Below are 19,019 nucleotides of genomic sequence, written 5' to 3'. Positions count from 1 at the left end.
CTTTGCGCTGCCTGTTAGCTGCCTCCTGCCCGTCACCAGGGGCATACCCTCGCTTGAGCACTGTGGATTGAAACGGCTCTGACCTGGCCTTCTTTGGCTGATTCAGGAAACGTCTGTCTCTGTGCCCGGCTTGGGACCGGTACGCGCGTAGTGAGTCCGAGCCCTCGGAAGGACCCCCTCTTGGCCGCCTCGCGCACTGCCTCGACCGCGAATACGAACAACGGCGCCAGCACCGCCCCGCTGCGCATCTCCTTTGCAAAGATCAAGGAGCCCCTCGAGGTTCCGAACCTTCTTGCGCTGCAAACCGAGAGCTTCGACTGGCTGCTCGGTAACGACGCGTGGAAGGCTCGTGTCGAGGCGGCTCTGGACAGCGGACAGGACGTCCCCACGAAGTCCGGTCTGGAAGAGATCTTCGAGGAGATTTCTCCGATCGAAGACTTCTCCGGGTCGATGTCGCTGACTTTCCGCGACCACCGTTTCGAGCCTCCGAAGAACTCCATCGACGAGTGCAAGGAGCGCGACTTCACGTACGCTGCCCCGCTCTTCGTCACCGCTGAGTTCACCAACAACGAGACCGGCGAGATCAAGTCCCAGACCGTCTTCATGGGCGACTTCCCGCTCATGACGAACAAGGGCACCTTCGTCATCAACGGCACCGAGCGTGTCGTGGTGTCGCAGCTGGTCCGTTCGCCGGGTGTCTACTTCGACTCCTCCATCGACAAGACGTCCGACAAGGACATCTTCTCCGCGAAGGTCATCCCGTCCCGGGGTGCCTGGCTGGAGATGGAGATCGACAAGCGCGACATGGTCGGTGTGCGCATCGACCGCAAGCGCAAGCAGTCTGTCACCGTCCTGCTCAAGGCTCTCGGTTGGACGACCGAGCAGATCCTCGAGGAGTTCGGCGAGTACGAGTCCATGCGCGCCACCCTGGAGAAGGACCACACGCAGGGCCAGGACGACGCGCTGCTCGACATCTACCGCAAGCTGCGTCCGGGCGAGCCCCCGACCCGTGAGGCCGCGCAGACGCTTCTTGAGAACCTCTACTTCAACCCGAAGCGCTACGACCTCGCGAAGGTCGGCCGCTACAAGGTGAACAAGAAGCTCGGCGCGAACGAGCCGCTGGACGCCGGCGTGCTCACCACCGACGACATCATCGCCTCCATCAAGTACCTGGTGAAGCTGCACGCCGGTGAGACGGAGACGATCGGCGAGTCCGGTCGCTCGATCATGGTCGAGACCGATGACATCGACCACTTCGGCAACCGCCGTATCCGTAACGTCGGCGAGCTGATCCAGAACCAGGTCCGTACGGGTCTCGCCCGTATGGAGCGGGTTGTGCGCGAGCGCATGACCACCCAGGACGTCGAGGCGATCACGCCGCAGACCCTGATCAACATCCGGCCGGTCGTCGCCTCCATCAAGGAGTTCTTCGGCACCAGCCAGCTGTCCCAGTTCATGGACCAGAACAACCCGCTGTCGGGCCTGACGCACAAGCGTCGTCTCAACGCCCTCGGCCCGGGTGGTCTCTCCCGTGAGCGGGCCGGCTTCGAGGTCCGTGACGTACACCCGTCGCACTACGGCCGCATGTGCCCGATCGAGACGCCGGAAGGCCCGAACATCGGTCTGATCGGTTCGCTGGCTTCGTACGGCCGGATCAACGCGTTCGGCTTCATCGAGACGCCGTACCGCCGGGTCACCGACGGTGTCGTCACCGACGAGGTCGACTACCTGACCGCCGACGAGGAGGACCGCTTCGTCATCGCGCAGGCCAACGCGCCGCTCAGCGACGACTTCCGGTTCGAGGAGTCCCGCGTGCTGGTCCGCCGCCGTGGCGGTGAGGTCGACTACGTGCCCGGCACGGACGTCGACTACATGGACGTCTCCCCGCGCCAGATGGTGTCGGTCGCGACCGCCATGATCCCGTTCCTCGAGCACGACGACGCCAACCGTGCCCTCATGGGCGCGAACATGATGCGTCAGGCCGTGCCGCTGATCACCGCCGAGGCCCCCCTCGTCGGTACGGGCATGGAGTACCGCTGCGCCGTCGACGCCGGTGACGTCATCAAGGCCGAGAAGGCGGGTGTGGTCCAGGAGGTCTCCGCGGACTACGTCACCATCGCCAACGACGACGGTACGTACACCACGTACCGCGTCGCGAAGTTCTCCCGCTCCAACCAGGGCACCTCGGTCAACCAGAAGGTCGTCGTCGACGAGGGCGACCGGGTCATCGAGAACCAGGTGCTCGCCGACGGTCCTGCGACCGAAGACGGCGAGATGGCGCTCGGCAAGAACCTGCTCGTGGCGTTCATGCCCTGGGAGGGTCACAACTACGAGGACGCGATCATCCTGTCGCAGCGCCTCGTGCAGGACGACGTCCTCTCCTCGATCCACATCGAGGAGCACGAGGTCGACGCCCGTGACACCAAGCTCGGCCCCGAGGAGATCACCCGGGACATCCCGAACGTCTCCGAGGAGGTCCTCGCCGACCTCGACGAGCGCGGCATCATCCGCATCGGCGCCGAGGTCATCGCGGGCGACATCCTCGTCGGCAAGGTGACCCCCAAGGGCGAGACCGAGCTGACGCCGGAGGAGCGCCTGCTGCGCGCGATCTTCGGTGAGAAGGCCCGTGAGGTCCGTGACACCTCGCTGAAGGTGCCGCACGGCGAGACCGGCAAGGTCATCGGCGTACGCGTCTTCGACCGCGAGGAGGGCGACGAGCTTCCCCCCGGTGTGAACCAGCTGGTGCGCGTGTACGTGGCGCAGAAGCGCAAGATCACCGACGGTGACAAGCTCGCCGGCCGTCACGGCAACAAGGGCGTCATCTCGAAGATCCTGCCGATCGAGGACATGCCGTTCCTGGAGGACGGCACCCCGGTCGACATCATCCTCAACCCGCTGGGTGTGCCGTCCCGAATGAACCCGGGACAGGTGCTGGAGATCCACCTCGGCTGGCTCGCCAGCCAGGGCTGGGACGTCTCCGGACTCGCCGACGAGTGGGCGCAGCGCCTCCAGGTCATCGGCGCCGACCAGGTGGACGCGCGGACCAACGTCGCGACTCCGGTCTTCGACGGTGCCCGCGAGGACGAGCTGACCGGCCTGCTGGAGCACACCATCCCGAACCGCGACGGAGACCGCATGGTCCTCCCGTCCGGCAAGGCGAGGCTGTACGACGGCCGCTCCGGCGAGCCGTTCCCGGAGCCGATCTCGGTCGGCTACATGTACATCCTCAAGCTGCACCACCTGGTCGACGACAAGCTGCACGCCCGCTCGACCGGTCCGTACTCGATGATCACCCAGCAGCCGCTGGGTGGTAAGGCCCAGTTCGGTGGCCAGCGGTTCGGCGAGATGGAGGTGTGGGCGCTGGAGGCGTACGGCGCCGCTTACGCCCTCCAGGAACTGCTGACCATCAAGTCCGACGACGTGACCGGCCGCGTGAAGGTCTACGAGGCCATCGTCAAGGGCGAGAACATTCCCGAGCCCGGCATCCCCGAGTCCTTCAAGGTGCTCATCAAGGAGATGCAGTCGCTCTGCCTCAACGTGGAGGTGCTGTCCTCGGACGGTATGTCCATCGAGATGCGCGACACGGACGAGGACGTCTTCCGCGCCGCGGAGGAGCTCGGTATCGACCTGTCCCGGCGCGAGCCGAGCAGCGTCGAAGAGGTCTGACGGGTCTGGCCGGGGCTTCTTGAACAAGAGCCCCGGCTAACCCCGGACCCCAGTCAGACCAGTGAAGAATCGACCCCGAAAGAGGGATTGACGACCAGTGCTCGACGTCAACTTCTTCGACGAGCTGCGGATCGGCCTTGCTACCGCTGACGATATCCGTCAGTGGTCCCACGGCGAGGTCAAGAAGCCGGAGACCATCAACTACCGCACCCTCAAGCCCGAAAAGGACGGACTCTTCTGCGAGAAGATCTTCGGTCCGACCCGGGACTGGGAGTGCTACTGCGGCAAGTACAAGCGTGTCCGGTTCAAGGGCATCATCTGCGAGCGCTGCGGCGTCGAGGTCACTCGCGCCAAGGTGCGTCGTGAGCGGATGGGCCACATCGAACTGGCCGCTCCCGTCACCCACATCTGGTACTTCAAGGGCGTCCCGTCGCGCCTTGGCTACCTGCTCGACCTTGCCCCGAAGGACCTCGAGAAGGTCATCTACTTCGCCGCGTACATGATCACGTACGTGGACGAGGAGCGCCGTACGCGCGATCTGCCCTCCCTGGAGGCGCACGTCTCCGTGGAGCGTCAGCAGGTCGAGAACCGTCGCGACGCCGACCTCGAGGCCCGCGCCAAGAAGCTCGAGACCGACCTGGCCGAGCTCGAGGCCGAGGGCGCCAAGGCCGACGTACGCCGCAAGGTGCGCGAAGGTGCCGAGCGGGAGATGAAGCAGCTGCGTGACCGTGCGCAGCGCGAGATCGACCGTCTCGACGAGGTGTGGACCCGCTTCAAGAACCTCAAGGTCCAGGACCTGGAGGGCGACGAGCTCCTCTACCGCGAGCTGCGTGACCGCTTCGGCACGTACTTCGACGGCTCCATGGGTGCGGCTGCCCTGCAGAAGCGCCTGGAGTCCTTCGACCTCGACGAGGAGGCCGAGCGCCTCCGCGAGATCATCCGTACCGGCAAGGGCCAGAAGAAGACCCGTGCTCTGAAGCGGCTGAAGGTCGTGTCTGCGTTCCTGCAGACCTCCAACAGCCCCAAGGGCATGGTCCTCGACTGCGTCCCGGTCATCCCGCCGGACCTGCGTCCGATGGTGCAGCTGGACGGTGGCCGCTTCGCGACCTCCGACCTGAACGACCTGTACCGCCGTGTGATCAACCGCAACAACCGTCTGAAGAGGCTCCTCGACCTCGGCGCGCCCGAGATCATCGTCAACAACGAGAAGCGCATGCTTCAGGAGGCTGTTGACGCCCTCTTCGACAACGGTCGTCGTGGTCGCCCGGTGACCGGTCCCGGTAACCGTCCCCTGAAGTCCCTCAGCGACATGCTGAAGGGCAAGCAGGGTCGCTTCCGGCAGAACCTGCTCGGTAAGCGAGTCGACTACTCGGCGCGTTCCGTGATCGTCGTCGGTCCGCAGCTGAAGCTGCACCAGTGCGGTCTGCCGAAGGCGATGGCGCTGGAGCTCTTCAAGCCGTTCGTGATGAAGCGGCTCGTGGACCTCAACCACGCGCAGAACATCAAGAGCGCCAAGCGCATGGTGGAGCGCGGCCGTACGGTCGTGTACGACGTCCTCGAAGAGGTCATCGCCGAGCACCCGGTTCTGCTGAACCGTGCTCCCACCCTGCACCGCCTCGGCATCCAGGCCTTCGAGCCGCAGCTGGTCGAGGGCAAGGCCATCCAGATCCACCCGCTCGTCTGCACCGCGTTCAACGCGGACTTCGACGGTGACCAGATGGCCGTGCACCTGCCGCTGTCCGCGGAGGCGCAGGCCGAGGCCCGCATCCTGATGCTGTCCTCGAACAACATCCTCAAGCCCGCTGACGGCCGTCCGGTGACGATGCCGACCCAGGACATGGTCCTCGGTCTGTTCTTCCTCACCACCGACGGCGAGATGCGGGACGTCAAGGGCGAGGGCCGGTCCTTCGGTTCCGCCGCCGAGGCGATCATGGCGTTCGACGCGGGCGAGCTCTCGCTCCAGTCGAGGGTCGACATCCGCTTCCCCGTCGGCACCATCCCGCCGCGTGGCTGGACTCCGCCGGTACGGGAAGAGGGCGAGCCGGAGTGGCAGCAGGGTGACAGCTTCCGTCTGAAGACCACGCTCGGCCGTGCGCTCTTCAACGAGCTGCTGCCCGAGGACTACCCGTTCGTCGACTACGAGGTCGGCAAGAAGCAGCTCTCCGAGATCGTCAACGACCTCGCCGAGCGCTACCCCAAGGTCATCGTGGCGGCGACGCTCGACAACCTGAAGGCGGCCGGCTTCTACTGGGCGACCCGTTCCGGTGTCACCGTCGCCATCTCCGACGTCGTCGTTCCCGAGGCGAAGAAGGAGATCGTCCGCGGGTACGAGGCGCAGGACGAGAAGGTCCAGAAGCAGTACGAGCGCGGTCTGATCACCAAGGACGAGCGCACGCAGGAGCTCATCGCGATCTGGACCAAGGCGACCAACGAGGTCGCCGAGGCGATGAACGACAACTTCCCGAAGACCAACCCGATCTTCATGATGGTGAACTCGGGCGCCCGAGGGAACATGATGCAGATGCGTCAGATCGCCGGTATGCGTGGTCTGGTGTCGAACGCCAAGAACGAGACGATCCCGCGTCCGATCAAGGCCTCCTTCCGTGAGGGCCTGTCGGTGCTGGAGTACTTCATCTCGACTCACGGTGCTCGTAAGGGTCTGGCGGACACCGCTCTGCGTACCGCCGACTCGGGTTACCTCACCCGTCGTCTGGTCGACGTCTCCCAGGACGTCATCATTCGCGAGGAGGACTGCGGCACCGACCGTGGCCTGCGTCTGTCGATCGCCGAGCGGGGCGCCGATGGCGTCCTGCGCAAGGCGGACAACGTCGAGACCAGCGTGTACGCACGTGCGCTGGCCGAGGACATCGTCGCCGACGGCAGGGTGCTGGCCCCGGCCAACACCGACCTGGGCGACGTCCTCATCGACGAGCTGGTGAAGCACGGCATCGAGGAGGTCAAGACCCGCTCGGTCCTGACCTGCGAGTCCGCCGTCGGCACCTGCGCCATGTGCTACGGCCGTTCGCTGGCCACCGGCAAGCTGGTCGACATCGGTGAGGCGGTCGGCATCATCGCCGCCCAGTCCATCGGTGAGCCCGGCACGCAGCTGACGATGCGTACCTTCCACACCGGTGGTGTGGCCGGTGACGACATCACCCAGGGTCTGCCCCGTGTCGTCGAGCTCTTCGAGGCTCGTACGCCCAAGGGTGTCGCCCCGATCTCCGAGGCCTCCGGCCGCGTACGGATCGAGGAGACCGAGAAGACCAAGAAGATCGTCGTGACCCCGGACGACGGCAGCGACGAGACGGCGTACCCGATCTCGAAGCGCGCCAAGCTCCAGGTGCGGGAGGGCGACCACGTCGAGGTGGGCCAGAAGCTCACCTACGGCGCCACCAACCCGCACGACGTGCTGCGCATCCTCGGTCAGCGGGCCGTTCAGGTCCACCTGGTCGGCGAGGTGCAGAAGGTCTACAACTCGCAGGGTGTGTCGATCCACGACAAGCACATCGAGATCATCATCCGGCAGATGCTGCGCCGCGTGACGATCATCGAGTCCGGCGACGCCGAGCTGCTGCCCGGCGAGCTCGTGGAGCGCTCGAAGTTCGAGACCGAGAACCGTCGTGTGGTCCAGGAAGGCGGCCACCCGGCCTCCGGCCGTCCGCAGCTGATGGGTATCACCAAGGCCTCCCTCGCGACCGAGTCGTGGCTGTCGGCGGCGTCCTTCCAGGAGACGACCAGGGTCCTCACGGACGCGGCGATCAACGCCAAGTCCGACTCCCTGATCGGCCTCAAGGAGAACGTCATCATCGGTAAGCTCATCCCGGCCGGTACGGGCCTGTCCCGCTACCGCAACATCCGGGTCGAGCCGACCGAGGAGGCCAAGGCCGCGATGTACTCGGCCGTCGGCTACGACGACATCGACTACTCGCCGTTCGGCACGGGCTCCGGCCAGGCCGTCCCGCTGGAGGACTACGACTACGGTCCGTACAACCAGTAAGCGAGTCGCACGAGTTGAAGGGCGGTCATCCTTCGGGGTGGCCGCCCTTCGGCGTTGCCCGGGTCAAAGCGGGTCAAAGAAAGAGCCGGTTCGGGAACCGGTGCCGATACTGGCGCGTTAGAGGATGATGGGGACATCCAAACGCCGGGGGAGGTGTCCGTGTCGTACCCGTCGCAATGGCAGCCGTGGCAGGGCCAGGGCGGTAGCCCGCAGCCATGGCAAGGACAGAGCAGTTCATCCATGCTTGCCTCCCACGCCGACCGGGAGCGCGCTGTCGACGTGCTCAGAGCCGGTTTCGGTGAGGGGCGCCTGCAGCAGGCCGAGCTCGAGAAGCGCATAGCGAGGGCCTACGAGGCCCGTACGGTCGGGGAGCTGGCTCTGCTCGTCGCCGACCTGCCGCAGGGCCCCATGCCCGTGCCCTTCGCCGCCGGGGCACCGGTGCCGCGGACCTTCCTGCCCGCACAGCCGCCGCCCACGAACAGCAAGGCGGTCGGGTCCATGGTCTGTGGTGTGCTCACCACGATGACCTTCGGCATCACCGGCCTCCCCGCGGTGATCCTGGGCCATACGGCACGCGCCGAAATACGCCGTACTGGCGAGGGCGGTGAGGGCTTCGCGATGGCCGGCCTCATCCTCGGGTGGCTGTCCGTCGCGGGCTGGGCCGCGTTCATGATGATCCTGATGGTGGCTTCAGCCGCGTCCAGCTGAAGATCAGGAAGCGTCCTGTACGGAGCGGGCGCATGGCATGGCCCGCTCAACGTCCTGGGTGCCGCCCATTTGTTTTGACCGCAGCGTATGAGGTAGGTACGCTCAGACCTTGTGCCTGGGGTGTGCCCTGGCTCCCGTGCGTGCCTTCAAACCGCAAGGGGAGTCGTAAGCGGCCACCGTAAATCTGCGCCCTTTTCGCTTCGCGGCGAGAGTCTGCAGGCTTCGACACACCCGACCGCGTGGGTCGGCGACGTTCCAGGTTAGCTTCACCATTCGGCACACAGAAACCGGAGAAGTAGTGCCTACGATCCAGCAGCTGGTCCGGAAGGGCCGGCAGGACAAGGTCGAGAAGAACAAGACGCCCGCACTCGAGGGTTCGCCCCAGCGTCGCGGCGTCTGCACGCGTGTGTTCACGACCACCCCGAAGAAGCCGAACTCGGCCCTGCGTAAGGTCGCGCGTGTGCGTCTGACCAGCGGGATCGAAGTCACCGCTTACATTCCGGGTGAGGGACACAACCTGCAGGAGCACTCCATCGTGCTCGTGCGTGGCGGCCGTGTGAAGGACCTGCCCGGTGTTCGTTACAAGATCATCCGCGGTTCGCTTGACACCCAGGGTGTCAAGAACCGCAAGCAGGCCCGCAGCCGCTACGGCGCCAAGAAGGAGAAGTAAGAATGCCTCGTAAGGGCCCCGCCCCGAAGCGCCCGGTCATCATCGACCCGGTCTACGGTTCTCCTCTGGTCACGTCGCTCATCAACAAGGTGCTGCTGAACGGCAAGCGCTCCACCGCCGAGCGCATCGTCTACGGCGCCATGGAGGGCCTGCGCGAGAAGACCGGCAACGACCCGGTCATCACGCTGAAGCGCGCTCTCGAGAACATCAAGCCGACCCTCGAGGTCAAGTCCCGCCGTGTCGGTGGCGCCACCTACCAGGTGCCGGTCGAGGTCAAGCCCGGCCGCGCCAGCACCCTGGCGCTGCGCTGGCTGGTCGGTTACTCCCGCGCCCGTCGCGAGAAGACCATGACCGAGCGTCTGCTCAACGAGCTTCTCGACGCCTCCAACGGCCTTGGTGCCGCTGTGAAGAAGCGCGAGGACACCCACAAGATGGCCGAGTCCAACAAGGCCTTCGCGCACTACCGCTGGTAGTCGCTACCCACATCGAGACCGAGAGAAGACCGAAGCCTTATGGCTACCACTTCACTTGACCTGGCCAGGGTCCGCAACATCGGGATCATGGCTCACATCGACGCGGGCAAGACGACCACCACCGAGCGGATCCTGTTCTACACCGGCGTCTCGTACAAGATCGGTGAGGTCCACGACGGCGCTGCCACCATGGACTGGATGGAGCAGGAGCAGGAGCGTGGCATCACGATCACCTCCGCTGCGACCACCTGTCACTGGCCGCTGGAGAACGACGACTACACCATCAACATCATCGACACCCCGGGCCACGTCGACTTCACCGTCGAGGTGGAGCGCTCGCTGCGCGTGCTCGACGGTGCCGTGACGGTGTTCGACGGTGTCGCCGGTGTCGAGCCGCAGTCCGAGACGGTGTGGCGTCAGGCCGACCGTTATGGCGTGCCGCGCATCTGCTTCGTCAACAAGCTGGACCGTACCGGCGCCGAGTTCCACCGCTGCGTGGACATGATCTCGGACCGTCTGGGCGCCCAGCCGATCGTCATGCAGCTGCCGATCGGTGCCGAGGCCGACTTCAAGGGCGTTGTGGACCTGGTCCGCATGAAGGCGCTCGTGTGGTCTGCCGAGGCGGCGAAGGGCGAGATGTACGACACCGTCGACATCCCGGCCACGCACACCGAGGCCGCCGAGGAGTGGCGCGGCAAGCTGCTCGAGGCCGTCGCGGAGAACGACGAAGAGATCATGGAGCTGTACCTGGAGGGCGAGGAGCCTTCCGAGGAGCAGCTGTACGCCGCGATCCGTCGCATCACCATCGCGTCCGGCAAGTCCAGCGACACCACGGTCACCCCGGTGTTCTGCGGCACCGCGTTCAAGAACAAGGGTGTCCAGCCCCTGCTCGACGCGGTCGTGCGCTACCTGCCCACTCCGCTCGACGTCGAGGCCATCGAGGGCCACGACGTCAAGGACCCGGAGCTGGTCGTCAAGCGCAAGCCGTCCGACGACGAGCCGCTGTCCGCGCTGGCGTTCAAGATCATGAGCGACCCGCACCTCGGCAAGCTCACCTTCGTCCGGGTCTACTCGGGCCGCCTCCAGTCCGGCACCGCGGTGCTGAACTCGGTCAAGGGCCGCAAGGAGCGCATCGGCAAGATCTACCGCATGCACGCGAACAAGCGTGAGGAGATCGAGTCGGTGGGCGCCGGTGACATCGTCGCCGTGATGGGCCTGAAGCAGACCACCACCGGTGAGACGCTGAGCGACGACAAGAACCCGGTGATCCTGGAGTCCATGGACTTCCCGGCGCCGGTGATCCAGGTCGCCATCGAGCCCAAGTCCAAGGGTGACCAGGAGAAGCTGGGTGTCGCCATCCAGCGTCTCGCGGAGGAGGACCCCTCCTTCCAGGTGCACACCAACGAGGAGACCGGCCAGACCATCATCGGCGGCATGGGCGAACTGCACCTCGAGGTGCTGGTCGACCGTATGCGCCGTGAGTTCAAGGTCGAGGCCAACGTCGGCAAGCCGCAGGTGGCCTACCGCGAGACGATCCGCAAGGCCGTCGAGCGAGTCGACTACACGCACAAGAAGCAGACCGGTGGTACCGGTCAGTTCGCCAAGGTGCAGATCGCGATCGAGCCGCTCGAGGCCGGCGACACCTCGTACGAGTTCGTGAACAAGGTCACCGGTGGCCGTATCCCGAAGGAGTACATCCCTTCGGTCGACGCCGGTGCGCAGGAGGCCATGCAGTTCGGCATCCTCGCGGGCTACGAGATGACGGGCGTGCGCGTCACGCTCATCGACGGCGCCTACCACGAGGTCGACTCCTCCGAGCTCGCGTTCAAGATCGCCGGTTCGCAGGCCTTCAAGGAGGCCGCGCGCAAGGCCAGCCCCGTGCTGCTCGAGCCGATGATGGCCGTCGAGGTCACCACGCCCGAGGACTACATGGGCGATGTCATCGGTGACATCAACTCCCGCCGTGGCCAGATCCAGGCCATGGAGGAGCGTGCCGGTGCCCGCGTCGTGAAGGGCCTGGTTCCACTGTCGGAGATGTTCGGCTACGTCGGCGACCTCCGCAGCAAGACATCGGGTCGCGCGAGCTACTCGATGCAGTTCGACTCCTACGCCGAGGTTCCCCGGAACGTCGCCGAGGAGATCATCGCGAAGGCCAAGGGCGAGTAACTCACCGAGTTCAAACTCACCCGAGTTCACGCTTTAGGCTTGACTCCGGAGCCTGCTGGGGCATTCCGCCGCAACCGCGGCGGAATGCCCTGGGCCCCGGCTTTCCAGCAAAGATCACCTGGCGCCGATGAGTAAGGCGTACAGAACCACTCCACAGGAGGACCCCAGTGGCGAAGGCGAAGTTCGAGCGGACTAAGCCGCACGTCAACATCGGCACCATCGGTCACATCGACCACGGTAAGACGACCCTCACGGCCGCCATTACCAAGGTGCTGCATGACGCGTACCCGGACCTGAACGAGGCCTCGGCCTTCGACCAGATCGACAAGGCTCCTGAGGAGCGCCAGCGCGGTATCACCATCTCCATCGCGCACGTCGAGTACCAGACGGAGACGCGTCACTACGCGCACGTCGACTGCCCCGGTCACGCGGACTACATCAAGAACATGATCACGGGTGCGGCGCAGATGGACGGCGCCATCCTCGTGGTCGCCGCCACGGACGGCCCGATGCCGCAGACCAAGGAGCACGTGCTCCTGGCCCGCCAGGTCGGCGTTCCCTACATCGTCGTCGCCCTGAACAAGGCCGACATGGTGGACGACGAGGAGATCCTGGAGCTCGTCGAGCTCGAGGTTCGCGAGCTGCTCTCCGAGTACGAGTTCCCGGGCGACGACCTGCCGGTCGTCAAGGTCTCGGCGCTCAAGGCCCTCGAGGGCGACAAGGAGTGGGGCAACTCCGTCCTCGAGCTGATGAAGGCCGTCGACGAGTCGATCCCGCAGCCCGAGCGTGACGTCGACAAGCCGTTCCTGATGCCGATCGAGGACGTCTTCACGATCACCGGTCGCGGTACGGTCGTCACCGGCCGTATCGAGCGCGGTGTCCTCAAGGTCAACGAGACCGTTGACATCGTGGGCATCAAGCAGGAGAAGACCACCACCACGGTCACCGGTATCGAGATGTTCCGCAAGCTGCTCGACGAGGGCCAGGCCGGTGAGAACGTCGGTCTGCTGCTCCGCGGCATCAAGCGCGAGGACGTCGAGCGCGGCCAGGTCATCATCAAGCCGGGTTCGGTCACCCCGCACACCGAGTTCGAGGCGCAGGCGTACATCCTGTCCAAGGACGAGGGTGGCCGCCACACGCCGTTCTTCAACAACTACCGTCCGCAGTTCTACTTCCGTACGACTGACGTGACCGGTGTTGTGACCCTTCCCGAGGGCACCGAGATGGTCATGCCCGGCGACAACACTGAGATGAAGGTTGAGCTCATCCAGCCCGTCGCCATGGAAGAGGGCCTGAAGTTCGCCATCCGTGAGGGTGGCCGGACCGTGGGCGCCGGCCAGGTCACCAAGATCAACAAGTGATCTTGAACTGACCCGGTAGATCTCCGGCAGGTCTCGAAGAGGCCCGTACGACTTCGGTCGTACGGGCCTCTTTGCTGTAACGAAACTATTCGACGCGAACGACCCGTTGTTCCCTCGCTGCACTCCCCTCACCATTTGTCATGCCGCTGAGCAAATTGCTTCGGAGGGTTCTGAGGGTTCGGAGGGGGAGCCGTGGAGGGGCACGTAAGACGGAGAACGGTTCTTGGCGCGGGTCTCGCCGCGCTGCCGACGACGTCGGCGCTGTCGGCGATGTCCGGTGTGGCGTGGGCGGATTCGGCGTCAGGGCAGGGTGCGGGGTCACGGCCGGATGCGGCGTTACGGCCCACCGACCCAGGGGCGTACATCTCCTTCACTGGTGGTGCCTTCTCGCTCGTGGGCGCGCCGGTGGTGGTCAGCACCGACGACCACCCCGGAGTCGTACGCGTGGCGGGCGATCTGCGGGACGACATCGAGCGAGTCACGGGGGTGCGTCCGGGCACCTCGGTCGCGCGGGAGGTCGTGCTCGTCGGGACCATCGGCCGCAGTCCGCTGATCGACGGCTTGGTGAAGTCGGGCAAGCTCGATGTCACCGGTGTCGTCGGCAAGTGGGAGACCTCCCTGCAGACCGTGGTCGAGCGGCCGATGCCGGGTGTGGAGCGGGCGTTCGTCGTCGCGGGCAGCGATCCGCGGGGGACGATGTTCGGGGCGTACGACGTCTCGTACGGGATCGGAGTCTCGCCCTGGTACTGGTGGGACGACGTACGGCCGGTGCGCCGGGACGAGGTGTACGTGCTGCCGGGCCGGTACACGCAGGGCACCCCGGCCGTGAAGTACCGCGGCGTGTTCATCAACGACGAGAACCCGGCCCTCGGCACCTGGGCGCCCGCGTACTTCGGGCCCGGGAAGGCGCCGGGCCACCCCGGAGGCTTCACCGCGGACTTCTTCGCGAAGGTCTTCGAGGTGCTGCTGCGGCTGAAGGCCAACTATCTGTGGCCGGCCGTGTGGGGGCGGGCCTTCGCCGAGGACGATCCGGAGAACCACGCGCGCGCCAAGGAATACGGGATTGTCATGGGCACGTCTCATGAGGCGCCCATGATGCGGGGGATCGAGGAGTGGAACCGGCATGCGGTGCCCGCGGTTCGCGACGGCTCCGGGGCGATCGTGACGCCGGGCCGGGATCCGTACGGCGGTACGGGGGAGTGGTCGTTCCGGCGCAACGCCGACGCCATCAAGGCGTACTGGCGCGACGGCATCAAACGCATGGTGGACCAGGACTTCGAGGGCGTCGTCACGCTCGGGATGCGCGGGAACGGCGATACGAGCCTGCCGGACGGTGACGGCATCGAGTTGATGCAGGAGATCATCGACACCCAGCGGGGGATCCTCGCGGAGGTCACCGGTCGCGAGGCGTCCGAGACCCCGCAGGTGTGGACGCTCTACAAGGAGGTCCAGCGGTACTGGGACCGCGGCTTGCGGGTGCCGGACGATGTGACCGTCGTCCTGACGGACGACAACTGGGGGAACATCCGCAAGCATCCGGATCCGGCGGAGGACGCGCGGGGCGGGGGCTACGGGCTGTACTACCACTTCGACTACGTCGGCGTCGGCCGCAACTACAAGTGGGTCGACACTGCTTCGCTGCCGAACCTGTGGGACCAGCTCCACCAGGCGGTCGAATACGGGAATCGAGAGCTGTGGGTCACGAACGTCGGTGACCTGAAGGGCAATGAACTCCCGACGGAGTTCTTCCTCAACTACGCCTGGAATCCTTCGCGTTGGCCGTTGGAGAGCCTGGGTGAATGGGAACGGCGGTACGCACGCCAGAACTTCGGCTCGTCGCAGTCGGCAGCAATCGCCTCCGTCCTCTCGACATACGGTCAGCTCCAGTCACGCCGGAAGCCTGAGCTGCTCAACCGCCGTATCACGCTGGACGGTTCGAAGGTCGTGTACGACGACCAGGCCACGCCCTTCTACTGGGGCGAGCTGGAGCGGGTCACCGACGAGTGGCGGCGGCTGCGGAAGAACGCGAACCGCGTCGCCAGGCGCCTGCCGGCCGCCGCGCAGGACGCCTGGTACGAGCTGGTCGGGTACGAGGTGGAGGCGACCGCGAACCTGTACGAGTTGCGTGAGGCGGAGTTCACCAACCTGCTCTACGCCAGGCAGGGGCGGGCCGCGACCAACGAACGGGCGGCCGCCGCGGAGGCCGGGCTCGCCCGGGACTTCGCGCTCGCCGAACGCTTCAACTCCCAGGTGGCGGGCGGCAAATGGCGCGGTTTCCAGACACAGCCGCACATCGGGTACGGGGATGTGGCGCGCTACGGACCGAACGCGCCGTGGCAGCAGCCCGAGCGGGACAATGTGGCGCTGCCCGACGAGATCTTTCCGGCGGTGAAGCGGATCGAGGTGCCTGCCGGGGCCGAGCTGGGTGTGGCGGTGGACGGTTCGGAGGACTGGTGGCCGGGGGAGTCGTCGGGTGCGGAGGCGGGTGCGGACGCGACCGTGGCCGCGCCAGTGCCCGTGCTGCCGGTCTTCAACCCGTACCAGACCCGGCCCGCCCAGTACATCGAGATCTTCAACCGGGGGCGTACGGCCTTCGACTACCGCATCACGCCGTCCGTCCCGTGGATCAGGGTCGACCGCCCGCGGGGCTGGGTCGAGCAGCAGGTGCGGGCGGTGCTGACGGTGGACTGGGCGAAGGCTCCGCGGGGGCGTACGGAGGCGTCGGTCACCGTGGAGGGAGCGGGCGCCTCGGTGACGGTCGGGGTGATCGCCGAGTATCCGTCGGCGCGTGGGCTGCGGGGTTTCGTGGAGGCGGGCGGTTACGTCGCCGTCGACGCCGAGCACTTCGCGCGCTCGGTGGGCACCTGGCGGCGTATCGACGGGATCGGCCGTACGGGGGCGGGCATGACGCCGTGGCCGGTGACGGCTCCGCGGCGGACTCCGGGAGGATCGTCCCCCCGCCTGGAGTACGAGGTGAGTCTGCTCGCTGCCGGCCCGGTGACGGTCTGGGCGTACCTCTCCCCGCGGAATCCGGCCCTGCCGACGGGTGGGCTGGAGTACGGGATCTCGTTCGACGAGGACGCCCCGCAGATCGTGGACATCCACGAGGCGACGAAGGCCGACGACGGTCTGATGAACATGGAGTGGGCCCGCAACACGTCGGACAACGTCAACCGCACGGCGACGCGGCACACGATCGCGGCCGCGGGTGTGCACCGGCTGAAGTTCTGGATGGTTGATCCGACGGTTGTGGTGCAGCGGCTTGTGATCGATACGGGTGGGTTGCCGACGACGTATCTGGGGCCGCTGGAGAGCCACCGCGTTCGCTGACCCGCACTCAGTTGTCGTACTCATTGGGAGGACCGCACATGAAGTACTTCCGCATGCCCTTGGCCGGCCTGCTCGGCGCGACGCTGCTGTTCACGGGTGTCATGGGCGTACAGACGGCCTCGGCGCACGAGGCACCGCGGGTGCCGCGGGTGCCGCGGGTGCCGCAGGCACAACAGGTGCCACTCCGTGTGCTCGCCGACCGTGCCGACCTGCGCATCGGGACGGCCGTGGACATGGCGGCGCTGGCCGACGACACGACGTATCGGCGGACGACCGGACGCGAGTTCAACTCGGTCACCGCCGAGAACGTCATGAAGTGGGAGGTGGTCGAGCCGACGCGCGGTACGTACCACTGGTCGGGCGCGGACGCCCTGGTCCGCTCCGCGCGAGCCCACGGCCAGGTCGTACGCGGCCACACGCTGGTCTGGCACAGCCAGCTGCCGGGCTGGCTGACCTCGGGGGTGGCGGACGGTTCGATCGACGCGGCGGAACTGCGGGGCATCCTGCGGAACCACATCACCACCGAGGTCAAGCGCTACAAGGGCAAGATCCAGCAGTGGGACGTGGTGAACGAGGTCTTCGAGGAGGACGGTTCGCTGCGGGACTCGCTCTGGCTGCGCGAGCTCGGTCCGTCGTACATCGCGGATGCCTTCCGCTGGGCCCACGCGGCCGACCCGAAGGCGAAGCTCTTCCTGAACGACTACAACGTGGAGGGCGTCAACGCGAAGTCGACGGCGTACTACGAGCTGGCGAAGCGGCTGCGTGCCGAGGGCGTACCGGTGCAGGGCTTCGGCATCCAAGGGCACTTGGCGATCCAGTACGGCTTCCCGGGCGATGTGCCGGAGAACCTCGCGCGCTTCGCCGGGCTCGGCATGCAGACGGCCTTCACGGAGGTGGACGTACGGATGATCCTGCCGACGGACTCGTCGAAGCTCGCGACGCAGGCAACGTACTTCCGGGGGCTGCTGGACGCCTGCCTCGGCACGCGCAGCTGCAAGTCCTTCACGGTGTGGGGGTTCACGGACAAGTACTCGTGGGTGCCCGGGGTTTTTGCGGGGGAGGGGGCGGCGACGCTGATGGATGAGGAGTTCGGGGCCAAGCGGGCGTACGGGGCGGTACGGGAAGGGCTGCGCTCGGGCCGCTGATTCATGGGGCACATGGGGCGCAAGGGATAGCAGGCAGCACCGCGGAACGTCAGTGCGCGGGTTGTCCGCCGTCCCTGCCCGGGTAGCGCGGAAGGCCGGCGGTCGAGATCGTCCACTTGGCGATGGTGACGTCCTCGCCGTACACGAAGTCCTTGCGGGTGGCGTAACGCGGGCCGCTCGGGGTCGAGTGGATATCGGAGAGAACGGCGCCCTCTCCTGAGCGCGGGTCGAAGATCACGTAGACACGACTTCGATGGCGGCGATGAGCGTACGAGGGTCGAAGGCTCCGTCGCCCTCCATGTCCTCCATCGCGATCACCATCACGTCGGCTGGTTGCAGGAGACCGTGCGAGTGACGATCCGGCCGTCCGGGACTCGTTCGCGGGTGCGGCGGACGTAGCCGTGGGCTTCGAGTTCGCGCAGCGCGGCGGCGATGCGGGTGGTTCCGGTGGGATCGGCGGTCGGCTCCGGATCGCCGATGTCGAACTCGTCCATCGTGTGCCGGTCGGCCTCGATCACCAGCTGCCCTCCGCCTTCCGCAGCCTCGCTGACGCTCGTCCAGCGCACCTGGCTGCCCAGCGCGAACGCGCGCACCCGGCCCCGCCCGTTCTTGTCGTGCGGGGCTCGGCCCTTTTCCGGTGTGCCCTTCGCGCTCCCAGAGGGGGAGGCGGAAGCCAGGATGTGCCTCGTCGCGCCGCCGGATGGTACGAAGCCACCGTGGAATCACCCATCAGGATGATCAGTCCTCATGCAGGGGCTCAGACGGTCCCAGGTTTGACCTGCGTCACCCGCGGGGTACGATCCTCGGCTCGATTGGCCAGCGCAGCGCCCCGTATGGCAGACTGTCCGGGTTGCTCGGTTGAGTGCCGATGCTGCGCGCCTCCCGCCGGGAGGACCGGAAGCGAGTCCCACAGTACTCGTCGCCTTAACTGTCCCTCAGGGCAGCGCTGGGGCGGACGTACGGGAATCTTCCGGGAAGTGTCAGCGGGGTACCGGCCAGGCGCCCGGTGGGTGTCTCACCCTCGGTTCCGCGGTCGATGATCGCACCCCCTGGAAGGGAATCCGGCTACGGATACCCGTGTCAGCGAGGGAGCGACACGCCCGACCGCGTGGGTCGGAGGATGAAGACGCGGACCTTCCGAGTCGCCAGAGCGTTTACGAGAGACAGGACTACGGAGTAGCCATGGCGGGACAGAAGATCCGCATCCGGCTCAAGGCTTACGACCACGAGGTCATCGATTCGTCGGCGAAGAAGATCGTCGAGACGGTGACGCGTACTGGTGCGTCGGTCGCGGGCCCGGTGCCGCTGCCCACTGAGAAGAACGTGTACTGCGTCATCAAGTCGCCGCACAAGTACAAGGACTCGCGCGAGCACTTCGAGATGCGCACGCACAAGCGCCTGATCGACATCCTCGACCCGACCCCCAAGACCGTTGACTCCCTGATGCGACTCGACCTCCCGGCCGGTGTCGACATCGAGATCAAGCTCTGAGGCCGGTGATCT

11 protein-coding genes and 1 pseudogene are annotated in these 19,019 nt (G+C 66.4%); 10 read left to right on the top strand and 2 right to left on the bottom strand.

What is annotated here, in order from left to right:
- Positions 1-180 precede the first annotated feature (180 nt).
- From rpoB to G5C60_RS20925, 9 genes are all read left to right on the top strand, one after another.
- Positions 181-3,666: a DNA-directed RNA polymerase subunit beta gene (rpoB, locus tag G5C60_RS20965; RefSeq protein ID WP_165261536.1), complete on the top strand. Its 3,486-nt coding sequence runs from the start codon at positions 181-183 to the stop codon at positions 3,664-3,666.
- 97 nt (positions 3,667-3,763) lie between these two features.
- A complete protein-coding gene (locus G5C60_RS20960; protein WP_165261534.1) occupies positions 3,764-7,663 on the top strand; it encodes a DNA-directed RNA polymerase subunit beta' in 3,900 nt (1,299 codons plus the stop codon).
- Between the two features lie 240 nt (positions 7,664-7,903).
- Positions 7,904-8,371, top strand: coding sequence for a DUF1707 and DUF4190 domain-containing protein (locus tag G5C60_RS20955; protein WP_165261532.1), 468 nt, complete (start codon positions 7,904-7,906; stop codon positions 8,369-8,371).
- Between the two features lie 298 nt (positions 8,372-8,669).
- The gene (gene rpsL / locus G5C60_RS20950; RefSeq protein ID WP_003948652.1) at positions 8,670-9,041 is read left to right on the top strand and encodes a 30S ribosomal protein S12; all 372 of its coding nucleotides are present in this window, start codon (positions 8,670-8,672) and stop codon (positions 9,039-9,041) included.
- Positions 9,042-9,043: 2 nt separating this feature from the next.
- Positions 9,044-9,514: a 30S ribosomal protein S7 gene (gene rpsG / locus G5C60_RS20945; RefSeq protein WP_030345396.1), complete on the top strand. Its 471-nt coding sequence runs from the start codon at positions 9,044-9,046 to the stop codon at positions 9,512-9,514.
- Positions 9,515-9,553: 39 nt separating this feature from the next.
- A complete protein-coding gene (gene fusA / locus G5C60_RS20940) occupies positions 9,554-11,680 on the top strand; it encodes an elongation factor G (protein WP_165261530.1) in 2,127 nt (708 codons plus the stop codon).
- Positions 11,681-11,847: 167 nt separating this feature from the next.
- On the top strand, positions 11,848-13,041 hold the full coding sequence (tuf, locus tag G5C60_RS20935; RefSeq protein WP_165261528.1) for an elongation factor Tu: 1,194 nt from the start codon (positions 11,848-11,850) through the stop codon (positions 13,039-13,041).
- A 270-nt stretch (positions 13,042-13,311) separates the two neighbouring features.
- On the top strand, positions 13,312-16,371 hold the full coding sequence (locus G5C60_RS20930) for a glycosyl hydrolase 115 family protein (protein ID WP_165261570.1): 3,060 nt from the start codon (positions 13,312-13,314) through the stop codon (positions 16,369-16,371).
- 38 nt (positions 16,372-16,409) lie between these two features.
- On the top strand, positions 16,410-17,516 hold the full coding sequence (locus G5C60_RS20925; protein ID WP_165261526.1) for an endo-1,4-beta-xylanase: 1,107 nt from the start codon (positions 16,410-16,412) through the stop codon (positions 17,514-17,516).
- 49 nt (positions 17,517-17,565) lie between these two features.
- On the opposite strand, the gene G5C60_RS54200 is transcribed toward G5C60_RS20925, so the two are convergent.
- A complete protein-coding gene (locus tag G5C60_RS54200) occupies positions 17,566-17,754 on the bottom strand; it encodes a hypothetical protein (protein WP_420907394.1) in 189 nt (62 codons plus the stop codon).
- An 88-nt stretch (positions 17,755-17,842) separates the two neighbouring features.
- Positions 17,843-17,968 (bottom strand): annotated as a pseudogene (locus G5C60_RS20915) (helix-turn-helix domain-containing protein); the annotation flags it as partial.
- Between the two features lie 730 nt (positions 17,969-18,698).
- Here G5C60_RS20915 and rpsJ point away from each other — a divergent pair.
- Positions 18,699-19,007, top strand: a complete 309-nt coding sequence (rpsJ, locus tag G5C60_RS20910) for a 30S ribosomal protein S10 (RefSeq protein WP_003948644.1) — start codon at positions 18,699-18,701, stop codon at positions 19,005-19,007.
- The last annotated feature ends 12 nt before the right edge of the window (positions 19,008-19,019 follow it).

This window comes from Streptomyces scabichelini, assembly GCF_011045015.1.
Taxonomy (GTDB): Bacteria; Actinomycetota; Actinomycetes; order Streptomycetales; family Streptomycetaceae; genus Streptomyces; species Streptomyces scabichelini.
Note: the sequence above shows the minus strand (reverse complement) of the source record. Positions and strands in the feature narration are given on the sequence as shown.

Coding starts and splice junctions, on each gene's coding strand:
- G5C60_RS20955 (WP_165261532.1), top strand. CDS start 7,904: ATGCTTGCCTCCCACGCCGACCGGGAGCGCGCTGTCGACGTGCTCAGA.
- fusA (WP_165261530.1), top strand. CDS start 9,554: ATGGCTACCACTTCACTTGACCTGGCCAGGGTCCGCAACATCGGGATC.
- G5C60_RS20930 (WP_165261570.1), top strand. CDS start 13,312: ATGTCCGGTGTGGCGTGGGCGGATTCGGCGTCAGGGCAGGGTGCGGGG.
- rpsJ (WP_003948644.1), top strand. CDS start 18,699: ATGGCGGGACAGAAGATCCGCATCCGGCTCAAGGCTTACGACCACGAG.
- G5C60_RS20925 (WP_165261526.1), top strand. CDS start 16,410: ATGAAGTACTTCCGCATGCCCTTGGCCGGCCTGCTCGGCGCGACGCTG.
- rpsG (WP_030345396.1), top strand. CDS start 9,044: ATGCCTCGTAAGGGCCCCGCCCCGAAGCGCCCGGTCATCATCGACCCG.